At 53.5% G+C, this 18,101-nt stretch carries 16 protein-coding genes; 11 read left to right on the forward strand and 5 right to left on the reverse strand.

From position 1 onward, the window contains the following. Positions 1 to 7: 7 nt before the first annotated feature. Entirely contained in the window at positions 8 to 2,545 is a 2,538-nt protein-coding gene (gene leuS, locus QQL62_RS08530) for a leucine--tRNA ligase (protein ID WP_284377797.1), read from the reverse strand. 72 nt (positions 2,546 to 2,617) lie between these two features. Next, positions 2,618 to 3,067: a DUF3576 domain-containing protein gene (locus QQL62_RS08535; RefSeq protein ID WP_284377802.1), complete on the reverse strand. Its 450-nt coding sequence runs from the start codon at positions 3,065 to 3,067 to the stop codon at positions 2,618 to 2,620. Between the two features lie 259 nt (positions 3,068 to 3,326). Here QQL62_RS08535 and QQL62_RS08540 point away from each other — a divergent pair, with 259 nt between their 5' ends. Continuing rightward, a complete protein-coding gene (locus QQL62_RS08540) occupies positions 3,327 to 4,163 on the forward strand; it encodes a porin (RefSeq protein ID WP_284377805.1) in 837 nt (278 codons plus the stop codon). Positions 4,164 to 4,225: 62 nt separating this feature from the next. Beyond that, on the forward strand, positions 4,226 to 4,879 hold the full coding sequence (locus QQL62_RS08545) for a YggS family pyridoxal phosphate-dependent enzyme (protein WP_284377808.1): 654 nt from the start codon (positions 4,226 to 4,228) through the stop codon (positions 4,877 to 4,879). On the opposite strand, the gene QQL62_RS08550 is transcribed toward QQL62_RS08545, so the two are convergent. Further along, complete coding sequence (locus QQL62_RS08550; protein WP_284377810.1) at positions 4,880 to 5,389, reverse strand: L,D-transpeptidase family protein; 510 nt, start codon at positions 5,387 to 5,389, stop codon at positions 4,880 to 4,882. Further along, a complete protein-coding gene (gene ribA, locus QQL62_RS08555; protein WP_284377811.1) occupies positions 5,386 to 6,465 on the reverse strand; it encodes a GTP cyclohydrolase II in 1,080 nt (359 codons plus the stop codon). The genes QQL62_RS08550 and ribA overlap by 4 nt, the downstream gene beginning before the upstream one ends. 166 nt (positions 6,466 to 6,631) lie before the next feature. On the opposite strand from ribA, the gene QQL62_RS08560 reads away from it, so the two are divergent. The 6 genes from QQL62_RS08560 (at position 6,632) to QQL62_RS08585 (ending at position 11,343) form a co-directional block, all read left to right on the forward strand. Then, positions 6,632 to 7,318, forward strand: a complete 687-nt coding sequence (locus tag QQL62_RS08560; protein WP_284377812.1) for a response regulator transcription factor — start codon at positions 6,632 to 6,634, stop codon at positions 7,316 to 7,318. Positions 7,319 to 7,472: 154 nt separating this feature from the next. After that, complete coding sequence (locus QQL62_RS08565) at positions 7,473 to 8,261, forward strand: exodeoxyribonuclease III (RefSeq protein WP_284377813.1); 789 nt, start codon at positions 7,473 to 7,475, stop codon at positions 8,259 to 8,261. Positions 8,262 to 8,421: 160 nt separating this feature from the next. Continuing rightward, a complete protein-coding gene (locus tag QQL62_RS08570) occupies positions 8,422 to 9,504 on the forward strand; it encodes a hypothetical protein (protein ID WP_284377814.1) in 1,083 nt (360 codons plus the stop codon). An 89-nt stretch (positions 9,505 to 9,593) separates the two neighbouring features. Continuing rightward, complete coding sequence (locus QQL62_RS08575; protein ID WP_284377816.1) at positions 9,594 to 10,496, forward strand: thioredoxin family protein; 903 nt, start codon at positions 9,594 to 9,596, stop codon at positions 10,494 to 10,496. A 26-nt stretch (positions 10,497 to 10,522) separates the two neighbouring features. Continuing rightward, positions 10,523 to 11,158, forward strand: coding sequence for an LON peptidase substrate-binding domain-containing protein (locus tag QQL62_RS08580; protein WP_284377818.1), 636 nt, complete (start codon positions 10,523 to 10,525; stop codon positions 11,156 to 11,158). Continuing rightward, positions 11,155 to 11,343, forward strand: a complete 189-nt coding sequence (locus QQL62_RS08585; RefSeq protein WP_284377820.1) for a Trm112 family protein — start codon at positions 11,155 to 11,157, stop codon at positions 11,341 to 11,343. Before QQL62_RS08580 ends, QQL62_RS08585 begins: the two co-directional genes overlap by 4 nt. Here the strand turns inward: QQL62_RS08585 and QQL62_RS08590 are convergent. Beyond that, the gene (locus QQL62_RS08590; RefSeq protein WP_284377822.1) at positions 11,340 to 12,566 is read right to left on the reverse strand and encodes a UbiH/UbiF/VisC/COQ6 family ubiquinone biosynthesis hydroxylase; all 1,227 of its coding nucleotides are present in this window, start codon (positions 12,564 to 12,566) and stop codon (positions 11,340 to 11,342) included. The two genes, QQL62_RS08585 and QQL62_RS08590, sit on opposite strands and share 4 nt — an antisense overlap. Before the next feature lie 77 nt (positions 12,567 to 12,643). Between QQL62_RS08590 and QQL62_RS08595 the strand changes: the two genes are divergently transcribed. From QQL62_RS08595 to QQL62_RS08605, 3 genes are all read left to right on the forward strand, one after another. After that, positions 12,644 to 13,975, forward strand: a complete 1,332-nt coding sequence (locus QQL62_RS08595) for an amidase (RefSeq protein WP_284377824.1) — start codon at positions 12,644 to 12,646, stop codon at positions 13,973 to 13,975. A 68-nt stretch (positions 13,976 to 14,043) separates the two neighbouring features. Then, positions 14,044 to 15,222, forward strand: a complete 1,179-nt coding sequence (locus QQL62_RS08600) for an aminotransferase class I/II-fold pyridoxal phosphate-dependent enzyme (RefSeq protein WP_284377827.1) — start codon at positions 14,044 to 14,046, stop codon at positions 15,220 to 15,222. A gap of 9 nt (positions 15,223 to 15,231) precedes the next feature. Continuing rightward, entirely contained in the window at positions 15,232 to 18,090 is a 2,859-nt protein-coding gene (locus QQL62_RS08605; protein WP_284377829.1) for a DNA translocase FtsK, read from the forward strand. Positions 18,091 to 18,101: the final 11 nt, after the last annotated feature.

The following is an 18,101-nucleotide window of genomic DNA, read 5'->3' on the forward strand; positions in this document are numbered from 1 at the left end:
GCGCCGATTAAACAACAACGTTTACGATACGGCCAGGCACCACGATGATCTTCTTCGGGGCGGCGCCATCTAGGATGCGGGTTACTGCGGGTGTCTCTAGTGCCATCTTTTCAATCTGGTCTTTTGTGGCCGAAATCGCAACCTCAATTTCCGCGCGCCGCTTGCCATTTACTTGGATCGGTAGGATCACCGTGTCATCCACCAGCTTGCTCTCGTCAACCTGTGGCCAAGGCGCGCCTGTCACAAGGCCCTCTCCACCCATTGCCGCCCAAACCTCTTCGGCCAGATGCGGGGTCATGGGTTGCATCATCTGTGCCATGCTTTGCATTGCGACCAATTTGGCGGCCTTGCTGGCATCGGATTTAGAAACAGTGTTGGTGTACTGATACAGGGCCGCCACAGATTTATTAAAGGCAAAGCCCTCGATGCCCTTGGTCACCTCGTCGATCGCGCGGTGGCGGGCCTTTTCCAGTGCTGCATCTTGTGCGGTGTCGCCCTCGCCCATTTCCTGAACCTCTACGCACAGGCGCCACACCCGTTGTAGGTGTTTCCAAGCGGCCTCGGCACCGGATGCTGTCCATTCTACGTCGCGCTCGGGTGGGCTGTCTGACATCACAAACCAGCGCGCGGTATCTGCGCCGTATTGATCAATGATGTCATCCGGATCCACCACATTTTTCTTGGATTTGGACATCTTGATTGATTTGCCCACCGTAATCGGGCGGCCATCCAATGTTTCGAAACCACCGCCCTCGATCGCGCGGGTATCATCGGGGTTCACCCATTTGCCATCGGGATCTTGGTAGGTGGCGTGGCACACCATGCCTTGGGTGAACAGCGCATTAAACGGCTCTGTTGCGCGCTTGGGCAGATGGCCCGTGGCGTGCATAGCCCGCGCAAAGAAGCGCGCGTACAATAGGTGCAGGATGGCGTGCTCAACACCACCGATATACTGATCAACATTCATCCAGTAATCGACTTCCTTGGCATCCGTAGGTGTTTCAGCCTTGGGCGCGGTGAAACGGGCATAATACCAAGAAGAATCCGCAAAGGTGTCCATGGTGTCTGTTTCGCGCAGAGCATCCCCACCGCAGGATGGGCAGGCGCAATTGCGCCACGTTTCATGGCGGTCCAGCGGATTACCCGGTTTGTCGAATGCCACATCTTTGGGCAATTCAATCGGCAGGTTTTCCTTCTTCTCTGGTACCACACCACATTTTTCACAGTGCACCACTGGGATCGGACAGCCCCAGTAGCGTTGGCGTGATACACCCCAATCGCGCAGGCGATATTGGGTCTTGGCCGCGCCAGCGCCTTTGCCCTCGATGCGTTTAATCACCTCGGTTTTGGCATCTTCGATGCTTAGCCCATCCAAGAAGCGAGAGTTGATCAGGTTCCCTGTTTCGGTAAAGGCCTTCTTGCCAATGCTAAACGTATCTGGGTCTTGATCCGCGGGGCAAACAACAGGGGTCACCACCAAGTCATATTTGCGCGCGAAATCCAAATCACGCTGATCATGTGCAGGACAGCCAAATACCGCCCCAGTGCCAAAGCCCATCAAGACGAAATTGGCGATATAAACCGGCAATTCCCATGCATCGTTGAACGGGTGCGTTACAGTAATACCCGTATCAAATCCCTTCTTCTCGGCGGTTTCCATCGCCTCTTCTGTGGTGCCCAGTTGGCGGCATTCCGCATTAAATGCCGCGATTTCAGGGTTGTTTTCTTCCAGCTGTTTGGCCAGCGGGTGATCCGCAGAAATCGCAGCAAAGGCCGCACCGAACAATGTATCAGGGCGCGTTGTGTACACCTCTAGCCCCTCAAAACCGGAAGGCGCGCCATTGGTTTTAAATTCGAATTGCAGGCCCGTGGATTTGCCAATCCAGTTTTTCTGCATGGTGCGCACTTTTTCCGGCCAGCTGTCCATATTGTCCAAGCTGTCTAACAGATCATCAGAAAACGCCGAGATTTTGAAAAACCACTGGGTCAACTCTTTGCGCTCTACCAACGCACCAGATCGCCAGCCGCGGCCGTTTTCCACCTGTTCGTTGGCCAGCACGGTCATATCCACTGGATCCCAGTTCACAACGGCGTTTTTGCGATACACCAAATCTTTGCCCATCATATCAATGAACAACGCCTGCTGTTGGCCATAGTATTCCGGATCACAGGTGGCAAATTCACGGGTCCAGTCGATAGATAGGCCCATTGGTTTTAGCTGGGCGCGCATATCTGCGATGTTTTGGTAGGTCCAATCACCTGGATGCACGCCCTTTTCCATCGCCGCGTTTTCCGCAGGCATGCCAAAAGCATCCCAACCCATGGGGTGCAATACGTTAAACCCAGCCGCGGATTTATACCGCGCAACAACATCCCCCATGGTATAGTTGCGAACATGCCCCATATGAATGCGCCCCGATGGGTACGGGAACATCTCTAACACATAGTATTTCTCGCGATCATCTGGCACCGCACGAAAGCTCTCGGCGGTGTTCCATGCTTCTTGCCACTTTGGCTCGGTCTCTTTGGCGTTGTAACGGGACATATTTCTACCTTAACGTTTTGCGCCGGACAATTGCCCGGCGCGGAATTCATGGGGTGACGCGCGTTTCGCGGTCTAGCGTTTTGCGGTTGCGATGCGTATTTGGCGCGCGCGTGTTAGAATAGCGTTTTCAATTTGGCGTTGGGTTTCGGCGCTGGCGGTGCCACCGCGGGTTTGCACCGAGACACGTAGCGAACGTGCATCCAATGCAGGGCCTGATACCAAGACGGTGGCGCGATACGCAGTGCCCGACCCAGGTGCGCGCCCATATCCAAATGACAAAACACCCGTAAATGGATCCGCAGATTCCACAGGCAAGAAATTCAAGACATCCAATGAGGCATTCCAAAGGTATTTGTTAACAACAACTGAAACGCTGGCATCAGGGCGCAGGAACAAATCCTGGATTCTTGCTTCCTTTTCCTCGGCCTTTGGCTCTTGGGGTGCTGTGGTTCCCTCGCCACAGGCCGTTAACAATAGTGCCGACACTGTGAAAAAAACTGAAATTCCTATCGATGCCTTCATATTGACGCCCACCATTTAAAAGTTGCCCAATATCTAGCGTGGTCAGGGGGGCATAACAAGAGACGAAATAGGCAGATTTCCGCCCCGATACACGCGTATAGCGCAAATGTGTGGCAGGTTTGCCACCAAAACCAGCTTTTATCAAATGCCACTGGCGAAATTATTGACCCACCCTGCTGTTTTGGTGATGTTGCCTTCAACTCTCATCGGATTCCCCGAAGAGGGGTGCACCTTCATTTAACTCAACGAGGGAAATAAAATGAAAAAACTTCTTATTGCTTCTACAGCATTGGTAGCAACTGCTTCTGTAGCAGCTGCTGACGTAGCCGTATCTGGTAACGGCCGCATGGGTATCGTTAACGACGGTACAGACACAGTATTCAACTCACGTATCCGTATCGTATTCACTGCTTCTGGTGAAACAGATGGCGGCCTAACATTCGGTGGTTCTATCCGCGCAGACAACGCAATCGGCGGCGCAGCTGGTACAGCTGGTTCTGTATTCCTAGCTGGTGAGTCATGGAAAGCAACCATGGGCGACATCGACGGCGCTATGGAAAAAGCAGTTGGCGATCTGTCAGGTGTTGGTTACGTAGGTAACGGCGACTTCAACGAAACAGCTTACCTAACTGGTGGCGAAGATGAAGGTCTTCTTCTAGAAGCTTCTTTCTCTGGCGCAACAATCTACGCTTCTGCTGGACAACGTGAAGGCGACGACGAAGTAGCATTGGGTGTTTCTTACACATTCGGCGACTGGACAGTAGGCGCTGGTTACGAAGACGAAGACAGTGCTTCTGACGCGCACATGGGTCTTTCTGTTGCTGGTAATGTTGGCGACCTAGGCTTGAAAGCTTTGTACACAAAAGCTGGCGACGCAACTCAGTTGGGTCTTTCTGTTGACTACGGCTTCGACGCTGCAACAGTAACTGCTTTCTACAAAGTTCTTGACGACGGTTCAACAGACGCAGACGTTTACGGCTTGGGTGTTGCATACGACCTAGGTGGCGGCGCGAAAGTTAAAGCTGGTTACGTAGACGGCGACGACGCTCTAGTTGGCGACGCACGTTACGACTTGGGCATCACAATGTCATTCTAATCCTAACGGATTAATTATGTTAAAGGGCGCCTTCGGGTGCCCTTTTTCTTTGGAGAATTAAAATGTCCCTTATCGATATCACCACAAAAATTTCCACTGCAACATTGGATGCCGATCGCACAGCAGATAGCGTAACATTAATTGCTGTATCCAAGGTGCAACCGCTAGAGCGCGTCCAACAGGTATTGGAACAGGGGCATCGCATATTTGGCGAAAACAAAGTGCAAGAGGCACAGGGGAAATGGCCCGATTTGCGTGCAGAGTTTCCGGACACTCAGGTCCATCTGCTAGGCCCATTACAATCGAATAAGGTTAAACCCGCCGTTGCCCTATTTGACGCGATACATTCCCTAGATCGCCCCAAGCTGGCCACAAAACTAGCCAGTGAAATACAGGCCCAAGGTCGCGCGCCCGAATTATTTGTACAGGTTAATACCGGTGCCGAGCCGCAAAAGGCAGGAATTCTACCCGCAGACGCTGATGCATTTATCAAAGAGTGCCGCGCAATGGATCTGCCGATTACCGGCCTGATGGTTATTCCCCCCGCAGATGAAGAGGCCGCCCTGCATTTTGCATTGTTGCGCAAAATCGCCACGCGCAATGGGTTGGCAAACCTATCCATGGGCATGAGTAATGATTTCGAAAAAGCGATCAAATTTGGCGCCACCCATGTGCGGGTCGGTACGGCTATCTTTGGCGCACGCGATTATGGCTAGCTAGCCGCGGATCACCACCCGCGACCAAGGTTGCCAATTTTGCAAAATTGTAATCAGGTCACCGCGCGCCAGCGCCACACAGCCCTCGGTTCTGTGGCGTGGTTTGCGCCATGCATGGATGAAAATCGCACTGCCCCGCCCAGGAACAGCATCTGGCCAATTGTAATCCAACACACCAAATACATCATATAGACCATCACTACGGCGCAGTACTTCATGGCTATAGGCGTATGAAAACGCGCTGATCGAATGGTTGTAATTAGAATCCCGCGCATCATCCGACCATTTATCATTCAGCCCAATAGGACGCTGAAACAGGTGCGGTGCATCAAAATCCACACGATCCGCGCGGTAGCCCAGAGCGCAAATCCGAAAAGATCCAATTGGCGTGACCCCATCGCCCTCGCCGCTCTTAATGCCGATACCGCCGCGCCCAACGGATACGGGGTATCTAACACCCTGAAACCTTGCGCCCCATTTGCTGACGATTAGATCGTCAAATCGGCTCATAACAAATGCCCGCTTTTGGCAGCCTTGGTTGCCAAATAATCTGCATTTAGATGATTGTGCCCCGCCTTCAATGGCACACGCTCAGATACCGCAATTCCTGCCGTATTCATACTATCGACCTTGGCTGGGTTGTTGGTCATCAAACGCACTGCATCAAATCCCATCAGGCGCAGAATTTCCGCCCCGAGCAAAAAATTGCGCTCGTCATCTTCGAATCCCAATCGGTGATTGGCCTCTACCGTATCAAATCCTTGATCTTGCAGAGCATAGGCGCGCATCTTGTTGGCCAAGCCAATCCCGCGGCCCTCTTGGTTCATGTATAGTAAAACCCCAGCGCCATCCTCGGCGATATTTTTCAGGGCCGCGTCCAGCTGTGGCCCGCAATCACATTTCAAAGACCCGATCAAATCCCCCGTGAAGCAGGCCGAGTGCAGCCGAGACAGCACTGGTTCTGCGCGGGAAGGATTGCCGATTTCAATCGCATAATGCTCTTCTCCGCCATCTTGGGGGCGAAATACATGCACACGGGCATCCTTGGAATATTTCAGCGGAACTCTGGCGGTGGAAATATGAGCCAACTGTGCCCCCAGCACCGCATCTGCCTCTTTGATCGTTTGCAAATCTACACTATGAAGTCCACAGGCCTCTTGGCCGGTTACCCGCACGACCACCGCCGCGGGCAACAGGTGGGCCGATTTACAGATGGATAGGGCCAGGCGATGCGCCTGCGCATCACCATCATAAACATGCTGAAACGGGCCCAGCATCGGGCGGCGAAGATCATCGGATGGATCCGCCATAGAGCGCACCCAATCCAGTCCTTGATCATTGGGCACAAAAATCCGTGCGATATCGCCATCATTCGCCCAAGTAGATAGCGTAACCGCCCGCCAATTGGTAATCGCAATCTCCAAATCCCCCAAGGCGCGTAGCCCATCAAAGCGCGGGGCAGACAATGTTTCGGCGCTGGCAACAATCCATTGGGACGCTCCATCACATAAAACAACCCCCACACCCATGCGAAAATCTGCGCGGCACCGAGCCAGTTGCTCGGCTGTGGTTAATTGGATCGACATTTCACGCCTCGAATTGTTACAGATTTCTACGTTCTATATATTCCAGAAAGGAAATGTGAAACATTTCCCCGTATTCTGACACGACTCTGTGAGAGATCGCCGTGACACATTGCAGAACTCGGCAAAAAACCACAAGTTAAACCCAGAACAAATACGGAGCAGTAATATGCAAAACGTGAAAAAAATCTTGATGGTTGATGATGATCCCGATCTGCGCGAAGTATTGGCAGACCAGCTGATCCTGACCGAAGAATTCGATGTATTCGAGGCCGAAGACGGCACCAGCGGATTAGAGCGCGCCAAAGAGGCATTGTATGATTTGGTTATTCTGGATGTTGGCTTGCCGGATATGGATGGCCGAGAGCTATGCCGGCTTATGCGCAAACAGGGCGTGAAATGCCCGATTGTGATGCTGACCGCCCAAGATACTGATGCAGATACCATTTATGGTTTGGATGCGGGCGCCAACGACTATGTCTCTAAGCCATTCAAATTTCCCGTTCTTTTGGCCCGCCTGCGGGCACAATTGCGCCAACACGAGCAATCAGAGGATGCGGTTTTCAACCTTGGGCCATATACGTTCAAACCAGCGGCGAAGATGCTGCTGACCGAAGACGAGAAAAAAATTCGCCTGACCGAGAAAGAAACGAATATCCTAAAGTTCCTGTACCGCTCTGCTGATGGTGTGGTGCCACGTGATACGCTGTTACACGAGGTATGGGGCTATAACGCGGGTGTCACCACCCATACCCTAGAAACACATATCTATCGACTGCGCCAAAAAATCGAGCCAGACCCCTCGAATGCGCGCCTGTTGGTTACAGAATCCGGCGGTTATCGCCTGGTCGCCTAAAAATTCCAGTTTCTCCCCTGGACTGGCTCGCCTTCGGGCGGGCCTTTTTTATGCGCTCCGTTTCTTGCTTATTTACCGTATTAAATCTGTTTGTAGTGGTCAGATACCCTTAGCTGCGCTATCCATAATAAACACCATCAAAAGGCCAATTCCCATGCCCATTACAGTTTGCACTTGGAACATCAATTCTGTCCGCCTACGCGAAGATATCGTGTGTAAATTATTGGCAGAAGAAGCCCCCGATGTTCTGTGCCTACAGGAATGCAAAAGCCCCGTTGATAAAATACCAACAGAAAAATTTGCAGAGCTGGGCTATTCTCACATGGTTGCCAATGGGCAAAAAGGCTATAATGGCGTCGCAATCCTATCGCGCCTGCCACTTGTAGAAACCGCATGCGAAGATTTCGCCGCCCTAGAACACGCCCGCCACATTGCCGCCAGTGTTGATGGCAAAATGACCATTCACAATTTTTATGTACCCGCAGGTGGCGATAAGCCCAACCGCGAAATCAACGAAAAATTTGGCCAAAAGTTGGATTACCTAACCGAGATGCGGGATTATTTTACCAAGACCCGCCCTGAAAAATCCGTACTGGTGGGGGATTTGAATATTGCCCCGCGCGAAGATGACGTGTGGGATCACAAAAAACTGCTGAAAATCGTCAGCCACACCCCGATCGAGGTAGACCATCTGGCCGCCGTCCAAGACAGCGCCAATTGGGTGGATATCACCCGCCAAGATATTCCCGAGGGTCTGCTTTACAGCTGGTGGTCATACCGCGCCAAGGATTGGGATGCCGCAGACAAAGGGCGGCGCCTTGATCACATCTGGGCCACCCCAGATATTGCCCCCACGGCCCATTCCAGCCGCATCTTGCGTCCCGCGCGGGGCTGGGAAAAGCCCAGCGACCATGCACCCGTATTTGCGACCTTTGATCTATAACCTGCACTAAAATCCGATAAAGAAAACGCCGCGATTGGCTTTTGTCGCCATCTGTTGTTAACTGGCCTTGATACATTTTGAATAGACCTTGCCTAGCAACATATAACAGCATCATTTCGCGCTGATCCATGTTGCCTCGGCCATTAAGAACGGGAATATCATGGGCATTATTTCTAGGCTGATTGGCGCGATTTTCACGCGTATAATGGATTTGATTAAAACGCTGGTGCTGGCGATTCTGGTTGCCTTGTTGGTTTTGATGTCGCCCGCCGCCTTTGTTGAAATTGGCTGTCGCACCGACAGTGGGCGTGCGCTCTATCAACCAATCCTACCCCGCGAACACCAGCGCGCACTAGCCGACAGCTATCTCGCCTATCCGCGCGTACAAATCGCCCACAGCTACGAAGAATATGCCAAAGTCATCGCCACCGATAATCCGCATCACTTTAACTTCCTATCCGCCCTAGAGAACTATTGGGCAACCTCTTGTCAGCTGGTTAAAGCGGCAGATATTTCCGGTGGATCCGACCTATCTGTGCGCAGCGATCTATACATTAGCGGCATCGGTTACACCGCCGATATCGCCCTAAAGGCCGCCTATGAGGAAACCATCGGCCGCATCAGCGCTGGCACAAGGGGTGCCCAGCACAGCCCCCTTGACAAGGAATCGGCGAAAATGGCGCGTGATTTCGCCGCCCTGATTGCCGATGCCGATTGGTACAATTATGATTTTGCCACCGATAATCAAATGCTGGCCCAGCGCCGTACAGGTACCCCCCGCGATAGCGAAAGACGCATAGCCCTTGGGATCGAATTCAGCGCCAAGCATAGCCTTGCCAGCCTACTGCGGGCCATAAGTTCCGACCACGACACCACCACTAAAATCCACAGCATCGTGTCAAACATCAGCGAAGACGCCCTGTTACGGATACCCAAATTGCGCATCGTCCAATCGCGCCCCGAGGGTATCCAAATAGAAACCAGCGGTGGGGAAGTATTGTCTGAAATAATACAATTGATCGCATTGCAAAATGGCGAGATTATCGAAATCGCTGGTCAAGACCGCATTCTGGTCTCTACGCTTTCTCATACCCCAACCCCAGAGGCATTGGCCACCTTCCCACGCCAAGGATTTGATAACCATCGTGCCATTTATCCCGCCTATCTTAGCCAATTGGCCGACGACATTCGCGCCTATGAAAGCGCCCCCAACAGCAGTATCGAACGGATATTCGCATTCTGACCAACGCGATCCAACAGTTGTGATCGGATAAAACTTGAAGCACCTGCCCCAAGGGGCTAAGTCAACCGCAACAGTTGAAAGGCACAGCAATGATCGAACTTGGACAAACACCTGCGCACGGCGATGTAATCAAAGACGTAACCGAAGCAACGTTTATGGAAGATGTAGTCGAGGCCTCGAAAACCGCACCGGTTATTGTGGATTTCTGGGCACCGTGGTGTGGCCCTTGCAAAACCTTAGGCCCTGCACTTGAGGCCGAGGTCATATCCGCGGGCGGCTCTGTTACCATGGCCAAGGTTGATATCGATCAAAACCAAATGCTGGCGGGCCAGATGCAAATCCAATCAATTCCTGCGGTTTTCGCCTTTGTTGATGGGCAACCGGTTGATGGGTTTATGGGCGCCAAACCCCCTTCAGAAATCAAGGAATTCGTAGCCAAGGTCGCCGCCCTAAAGGGCGATACAGGTGATCTATCCGAGGCAGTAGAGGCCGCCAACGAAATGCTAGAGGCCGGCGAATACAGCGATGCGGCGGAAACCTTTGCAGCCATTCTAGGCGAAGACCCAAACAGCGGCGCCGCCTTTGTTGGCCTATTTAATGCGCAGATGGGCGCTGGGGAAACCGATGCCGCCAAGGAAATGCTGGATAATGCCCCCGCTGATCTAGCCGAAACCCCAGAGGTGGCGGGCCTTCGCGCGCGTCTGGAATTGGCACAGCAGGCCGAAGACCTAGGAGAGCTGGGCGAGTTACAGGCCAAGCTGGCGGCAGACCCCGACGATCACCAAGCCCGCTTTGATCTGGCCATTGCCTTGATCGCTGCTGATGAGGCCCAAGCGGCGGTGGATGCATTGCTGGAAATTTTCCGCAGGGATCGCGACTGGAATGAAGACGCGGCACGCCAACAGCTGTTTAAAATGTTCGACAGTTTCGGCCCAGAACACCCCATCACCCTAACGGGGCGGCGCCAATTGGCATCTATGGTATTTGCCTAACGCCGAAAAATACCTATCCTGTTTCCATGCACAGTATTTCGTCTCTGCCAAAGACCATCCCGATCTTCCCGCTTAGCGGGGTGATCCTATTGCCCAGATCGCGCCTGCCGCTGAATATCTTCGAGCCGCGCTACCTGAGCATGGTAGAGGATGTGTTAAAAACCCCCGACCGCCTGATCGGTATGGCCCAACCTGCGCCCAACTCTGATCTCCCCGGAATTGGCGGGGTCGGCTGTGCGGGGCGGATCGTTAAATTTGCAGAAACCGACGATCGCCGCTACCTGATTACGCTGGCAGGCGTTTGCCGGTTTTCTCTAGCGGCCAGCGCCACAGGTTTCGCCCCCTATCATTCAGGTACGCTGGATTGGGGAAACTACAGCCATGATCTGCGTCCGGCGACCCAGAGTTATGCATTCGACAGGCCCGAATTTATCGCCCTACTGAAACGTTATTTCGAAATTCAACAGCTCTCAACAGATTGGGATAATCTAATTAATGCCGACGAAGAGATGCTGGTGAATTCTTTGTCCATGATGTGCCCCTTTGATGCCACAGAAAAACAAGCCCTGCTAGAGGCAGAAACAGTGGCCACGCGACGCCAAACCCTAACCGCACTAATGGAATTTGCCCTGCGGGACGCAGCAACAGGCCCAATACAATGAGCAACGCATCCGGAAATCCCGATTCGAAAATGCTAGAGGCACTGGTCTGTCCCCTAACAAAATCAAACCTTAGCTATGATGCATCTGCGCAAGAATTGATCAGCAAGGCGGCCAAGCTGGCCTATCCTATTCGCAATGGCATCCCCGTACTGTTACCAGACGAGGCCCGCAAGCTAACCGACTAAATTCCCTGCCCCAACATCAGCTTGGGCAGATCACCAGACAGCCCCGCCGCATGGCGCATAAAGCCGCGCCGCAGATTTGGCATAGCATTGACCGACCCCAGCCCCATATCGCGCAGCCCGCGCAAAAACAGATTATCATTGGAAAATAGCCGGTTTATGCCATCCGTTGCGGCCGCCATCATCTGTGTGTCAAAGCGGCGCCAAGTTTGATAGCGCGCCAAAACATCCATGCGGCCAATATCCTCGCCACGGCGCAATGCCATGGCCAGAACCTCGCTCAGCGACGCCACATCCTTTAGACCCAAGTTCAACCCCTGCCCCGCTAGCGGATGAATCCCATGTGCTGCATCCCCGACCAAGGCCACCCGCGCACCCACAAAATCATCCACCAACGATAGCGTAAGGGGATAGCTAAAGCGCGCGCCTGCCAGCGCAATTTCCCCTAGGAAATCCCCAAACACCGGCCGCAACGCGGTTAGAAAATCCGTGTCATTCATCTGTGCAATCTCTGCCGCACGCTGTGCTGTTTCGGACCACACAATCGAGCTACGCCGCCCCGCCAAAGGTAGGATCGCCAAAGGCCCAGAGGGTGTGAAAAACTGATGCGCGGTACCATTGTGGGGCAACTCATGCTCTACCGCGCAGACCAATGCGCTTTGATCATAGTCCCAGCCCCTGCGCACCAGCCCTGCATCCCGCGCGGTATTCGAGCGGCGCCCATCACAGCCAACCAAAAGGCGCGCCAATAGTTTGGTGTCATCTGAAAGTGTCACCTCCACATGCGCATTCTGGGGCCTGTGGCCAGTTACGCTTGTGCCCTCGATATATCGAATCAGGGGCGTGTTGGTGATCAAATCCAGCATCGCGCGGCGCAAATAGCGATCCTCGATCATCTGCCCCATGGGACCTTCTTCTAATTCTCGGTGATCAAAATGCAAAAACTGTGGCCCAGCGCCCTGCCCTGCCTTGCCATCCGTCACCTTGATATCCAAAATCGGCTGCGCCTTGGTGGCGATAGAATTCCAAACCCCCAGCACCTGTAGCATCCGTACCGAACCATGCGCCAAAGAATAGGCGCGCCCGTCAAATGCGGGGCTTTGCTGATCCTTGGCCAATTGCGGATCCACAATCACCGAGGCGATCCCAACAGATGCCAAGGCCAGCGCCATCGCACAGCCATTTAGGCCAGCGCCAGCAATCACGATATCTGTATCAAACTTCATGGGCGCATTATGACAGGCACAGGGGGATTGTCCACGCTACATTGCGCCGCTACTGTATCCATAGAAGAGGATATTTTATGGTTCATTCATGGCTAACCGCAACGGCCTGCGATCTGGGGCGGGGTATAGAAAACAACAGCATTTGCCCACTAGAATTGACCAATACCTTTCTGTCCGCGATTCAAAACCACCCGCAGCGCGACCGCATCTACAGCATCGTCACCGCTGATCGCGCACTAAAAGAGGCCAGTGCCGCCAAACAGCGCGCCCAAAGCAACACCCGCAGGGGGCTACTGGATGGTGTGCCTATCTCTTGGAAGGATCTATTTGATTCTGCAGATATCCCGACCGAAGCGGGCTGTCGTATGCTGGCTGGTCGTGTTCCCGATACCGATGCGGTGCCCCTGCGCAATGCCACCGATGCTGGCATGATCTGCCTTGGTAAAACGCATATGTCTGAATTGGCCTTTTCTGGGCTGGGTCTGAATCCTATGGCCCAAACGACACCATGTGTGAATGATCTGGATGCGGTGGCGGGGGGGTCGTCCTCTGGTGCGGCGGGGTCTGTGGCCTTTGGTATTGCCGCGGCGGGCATTGGCTCGGATACCGGCGGGTCGGTGCGCATCCCCTCTACGTGGAATGACTTGGTGGGGCTAAAGACAACCAGCGCTGAAATCTCTTTGGAGGGATCGGTACCCTTGTGCCCCAAGTTTGATACCGTCGGCCCCCTGTGCCGATCTGTTGAAGATGCCAGCGCGCTGTTCGATGTTCTAAGGGGCAGACCTATAACACCCCTGCACCCACAGCCCCCCAAACGCGCGCTAATCCTAAACACTATCGCATTGGATGATGTAGATACGGCGCCCAAGTCAGCGTTTGATAAAGCCTGTGGCGCGATTTCAGAATCAGGTATTGAGACCGAGGAGATCGCGTTTCCAGAACTAAACGAGATCATGGCGCTGGCGGGTGTTTTGTTCACCACTGAGGCCTATGCGCAATGGGCAGAATTACTGGAAACCGAGGGGCACAAAATGTACCCGATGATTTTCGAGCGCTTTATGTCGGGCAAGGCGCATGCACAGGCCGACTATCGCGCGGCATGGGATGTTCTGCGCACAATACGCCAGAAATGGGATCGCTTGATAGGCCCAGAGGATGTTGTGGTCTTGCCCTCTAGCCCGATCCTACCCCCCAAAACCGAAGGTCTACTAAACGACCACGCCTATTACATTCGGGCAAATCTTCTGGCCTTACGCAATACTCGGATTGGCAACCTGTTGAACCTGCCGGTTGTTACGCTGCCGCTTGGCGCGCCATCCTGTGGAATATCCATCATGGGTAAACCCCACGCAGAGGCTAAATTACTGCAACACTGCGCGGCAATAGATCCATTGTTAACCAATTATTAAATTGGCGCTTCGCTCATTATAGTCTATGCTGGCCTGAAATGGGCGTTAGACCCTGATACGAGGCATATATGGAATTTCCAGAGCGGTTTTCAAACCTGCCAGAATACGCGTTTCCGCGTTTGCGTAGCCTGTTGGGGGATACCCCAGCCGGTGGATCACCTGTGTTCATGTCACTAGGAGAACCCAAGCATAGGTTCCCCGATTTCGTCACAGAGATTCTAACGCAAAACCTTGCGGGCTTTAACAGCTATCCCAACAATAACGGCACGGCCGATCTGCTGAACAGTATCGCAGGCTGGTTGCAGCGCCGTTTTCAGGTGGATGTAGATGCCGATAGCCAAATATTGGCCCTGAATGGCACCCGAGAAGGGCTGTTCAATGCTGTTATCGCCCTAAGCCCAGAACAGAAAAACGGCCACAAACCGAAAATTCTGATGCCAAACCCATTTTATCAGGTCTATGCGGTGGGGGCTGTTGCTGCGGGGGCTGATCCTGTTTTTGTGGACGCGCGCCCCGAGAATAATTTCCTGCCCGATTATCATGCCCTGCCAGCAGAGACGCTAGAACAAACCAGCGTTCTGTTCCTATGCTCGCCCGCCAATCCACAGGGGGCAATTGCCACGCCGCACTATTGGGCCGATTTGATTAAACTCGCAGAAAAATACGATATTCGGATTTTCGCCGATGAGTGCTATTCTGAGATATATCGGGATCAAGCGCCGACCAGCGCATTGCGCGTGGCCGCAGATATGGGCGCAGATCCAGAAAGGGTTGTGATTTTTCATTCGCTGTCCAAGCGCTCTAACCTGCCTGGCCTACGTAGTGGATTTGCTGCCGGTGGGCCAAAAACCATCGCGGCCATGCGCCGCCTGCGCGCCTATGCAGGGGCCCCAATTCCCACAGCCCTACAGGCGGTTTCAGCCGCCGTTTGGGATGACGAGGCACATGTGATAGAAAACCGTAACCTATACCAAGAAAAATACCGCATGGCTGACGAAGTATTTGGCGCCGTACAGGGGTATTCCTCCCCCGAGGGCGGATTTTTCCTGTGGCTGCCCGTAGAGAATGGTGAGCAGGCCGCAATGTCCCTGTGGAAACACAGCGGTATTCGCGTACTGCCCGGCGCCTACCTCAGCCGAGATACTAAGGCCGGCAACCCCGGTGAAAAATACATCCGTGTCGCAATGGTGGCACCTTTCGACGAAACTCAGCAAGGACTGCTGACAATCCGTGATTGTTTATACTAAGGTATAGCTATGGCTTATAATACACGCACGCGTGACCCATTGTTAGAGGCTCAGATGCAGGCAACCATCCGCAAACGATTTGCGGAACTTGTCGGACTGGGCCTGATTGCTTTGGCGGTAGTGGCCGCTATCGCCCTATGGACATATCACAAAGAAGACCCGAATTTTCTGAACGCAACCTCTGGCAGCGTTCAAAACAAGATGGGGTTAATCGGGGCCGCATTCGCAGGAAACCTGATGCTAACCATCGGCAAAGCGGCATGGCTGTTTCCCGTTGCCTTTCTGGTTTGGGGTGTGCGTATGCTATTGCATATCGGCCAGGCCCGGCTGTTTCGCCGTGGTGTTTTTCTACCAATTACCATCACCCTTGCCGCGGTTTTCTTAGCCACAAATATCCCCAGCGCTAATTGGCCCTATGATTTTTCCATGGGGGGCCTGTCTGGTGATGCCATCCTAAAGGTGATTATGGATTTCGCGCCGCTAGAATCTGGCCTATGGATCAGGGTTCTCTCGCTAGGGCTTGGTCTGGCTAGCTTTTGCCTTGGGCTGTTTTCGCTGGGCTTTACCGGGGCAGAAACAAAACACATATTGCAGCGCGGTACCTACACGCTGATCATTTGGGCCAATTTGCTGGGCGCGGGTTTTGCGGCGCTGACCCGTATGGGATACAAGGGCGCTAAGGCTGGTACATCAAGCGCCCTAGCTACCGCCGCCAACGCACGCCAAAGGGCCAAAGAGCGCCGCGAAAACCACCAAGATGATATGCCCGACATCAGCGTCGATCACCACATGCCCAGCGAGCCTAAGGCCCCCAAGCATGTGGGCCGCAAAACACTGTTTCCTACCCTGCCTGTCTTTGCCAACAAGTCCAAAGATCGCCCAACAGAACCCGATGCAATGGCCGAAACTCCGCCCACGGATTCGCGACGCATCATTTATAACGAGCTGAACGTCAGCGGGCAAAAAGAACGCGTAACCAAGCGTATCCGCGAAGCAATCCGCAACAAAGATGCCTTTGCCAGCGCCACCGCCCCAATGGAGGTGATCGACGACGAGGATGTGATTTCCCCAGTTCAAGAACCCGTTATCCCTGCCAACCCTCAGATTCACACCGCCCCAGAAAATATTTTCGAGGATGATCTTGGCGATTCAGAAAACATATTCGCCGATGTCTCTGCACCGATCGAATCTGTGCCAGAGCTGGCGCTGGATGCCATTCCGCCGCGCAAAGAGCCCACATTTAAAAAGCTGACCCCCCCCAAATCTGTGGTGGAACATGCCCCGCAAAAACCCATCCCTCAAAGCTCACAGGCAAAATCCGAGGCCCAGCCCACATTGTTTACAGAGGCGGCAGGGGATTATGAAACGCCCGCGCTAAATCTGCTGGCCAGCCCCTCTAGCGTGGTGCGCCATCAGCTAAGCGATGAAGCCTTAGAAGAAAACGCCCGCATGTTGGAAAACGTTCTGGATGATTACGGCGTAAAGGGCGAGATCATTTCCGTACGCCCCGGCCCCGTTGTTACAATGTACGAGCTGGAACCAGCACCGGGGCTAAAGGCTAGCCGCGTAGTTGGGCTAGCGGATGATATCGCGCGCTCTATGTCGGCGCTGGCCGCGCGGGTATCCACCGTGCCCGGGCGCACGGTTATCGGGATCGAATTGCCCAACGACAATCGCGAAACGGTGCTATTGCGCGAGATCCTGTCCGCGCGCGACTATGGCGATGGTAAGCACAGCCTGCCCCTTGCATTGGGTAAAGATATCAGCGGCAAACCCGAGGTTTCGGATCTGGCGAAGATGCCGCATCTGTTGATCGCAGGTACCACTGGATCCGGTAAATCTGTAGCAATCAACACCATGATCATGTCACTGTTGTATAAGTTGCGCCCTGATGAATGCCGCATGATCATGATCGACCCCAAGATGCTAGAGCTGTCGGTTTATGACGGCATTCCGCATCTGCTATCGCCCGTGGTTACCGACCCCAAAAAGGCCGTTGTGGCCCTGAAGTGGGTGGTTGGCGAAATGGAAGAGCGCTATCGCAAGATGTCCAAAATGGGCGTTCGTAACATCGCAGGCTATAACAGCCGTGTAGAAGATGCCCTGTCCCGCGGCGAGAATTTTGAACGTACAGTTCAAACAGGATTTGATGACGATACTGGCGAGCCGGTTTTCGAAACCGAGAGCTTTGCACCAGAGAAGATGCCCTTTATCGTCATTGTTGTAGATGAGATGGCCGATCTTATGATGGTAGCCGGTAAGGAAATCGAGGCCTGTATTCAGCGCCTTGCACAGATGGCGCGGGCCTCTGGTATCCACCTAATCATGGCGACCCAGCGGCCCTCGGTGGATGTGATCACCGGTACCATCAAGGCAAACTTCCCGACGCGTATCTCATTTCAGGTAACATCCAAAATCGACAGTCGCACAATTTTGGGCGAAATGGGCGCCGAACAATTGCTGGGTATGGGCGATATGCTTTACATGGCTGGTGGTGGTAAGGTTACGCGTATTCACGCCCCATTCGTTTCCGACGAAGAGGTCGAGGTTGTCGTAAACCACCTGAAATCCTATGGCCCACCAGAATATGTTAGCACCGTGGTCAAGGGCCCCGACGAGGCGCAAAGCTCGAATATTGACGCAGTCCTTGGGCTAGGCGGCAATACCAGCAAGGAAAATGCGCTGTACGATCAGGCGGTAGCAATCGTGGCACAAGACCGCAAATGCTCCACCTCCTACATTCAACGCAAACTGTCCATCGGCTATAACAAGGCCGCTAAATTGGTAGAAGAAATGGAAGATAACGGTGTGGTATCCGCGGCCAACCATGTGGGTAAACGCGAGATTTTACTACCTGAACAGAACTAGCGGATATCGGC

It is taken from the genome of Amylibacter marinus, from assembly GCF_030160015.1.
Lineage (GTDB): Bacteria > Pseudomonadota > Alphaproteobacteria > Rhodobacterales > Rhodobacteraceae > Amylibacter > Amylibacter marinus.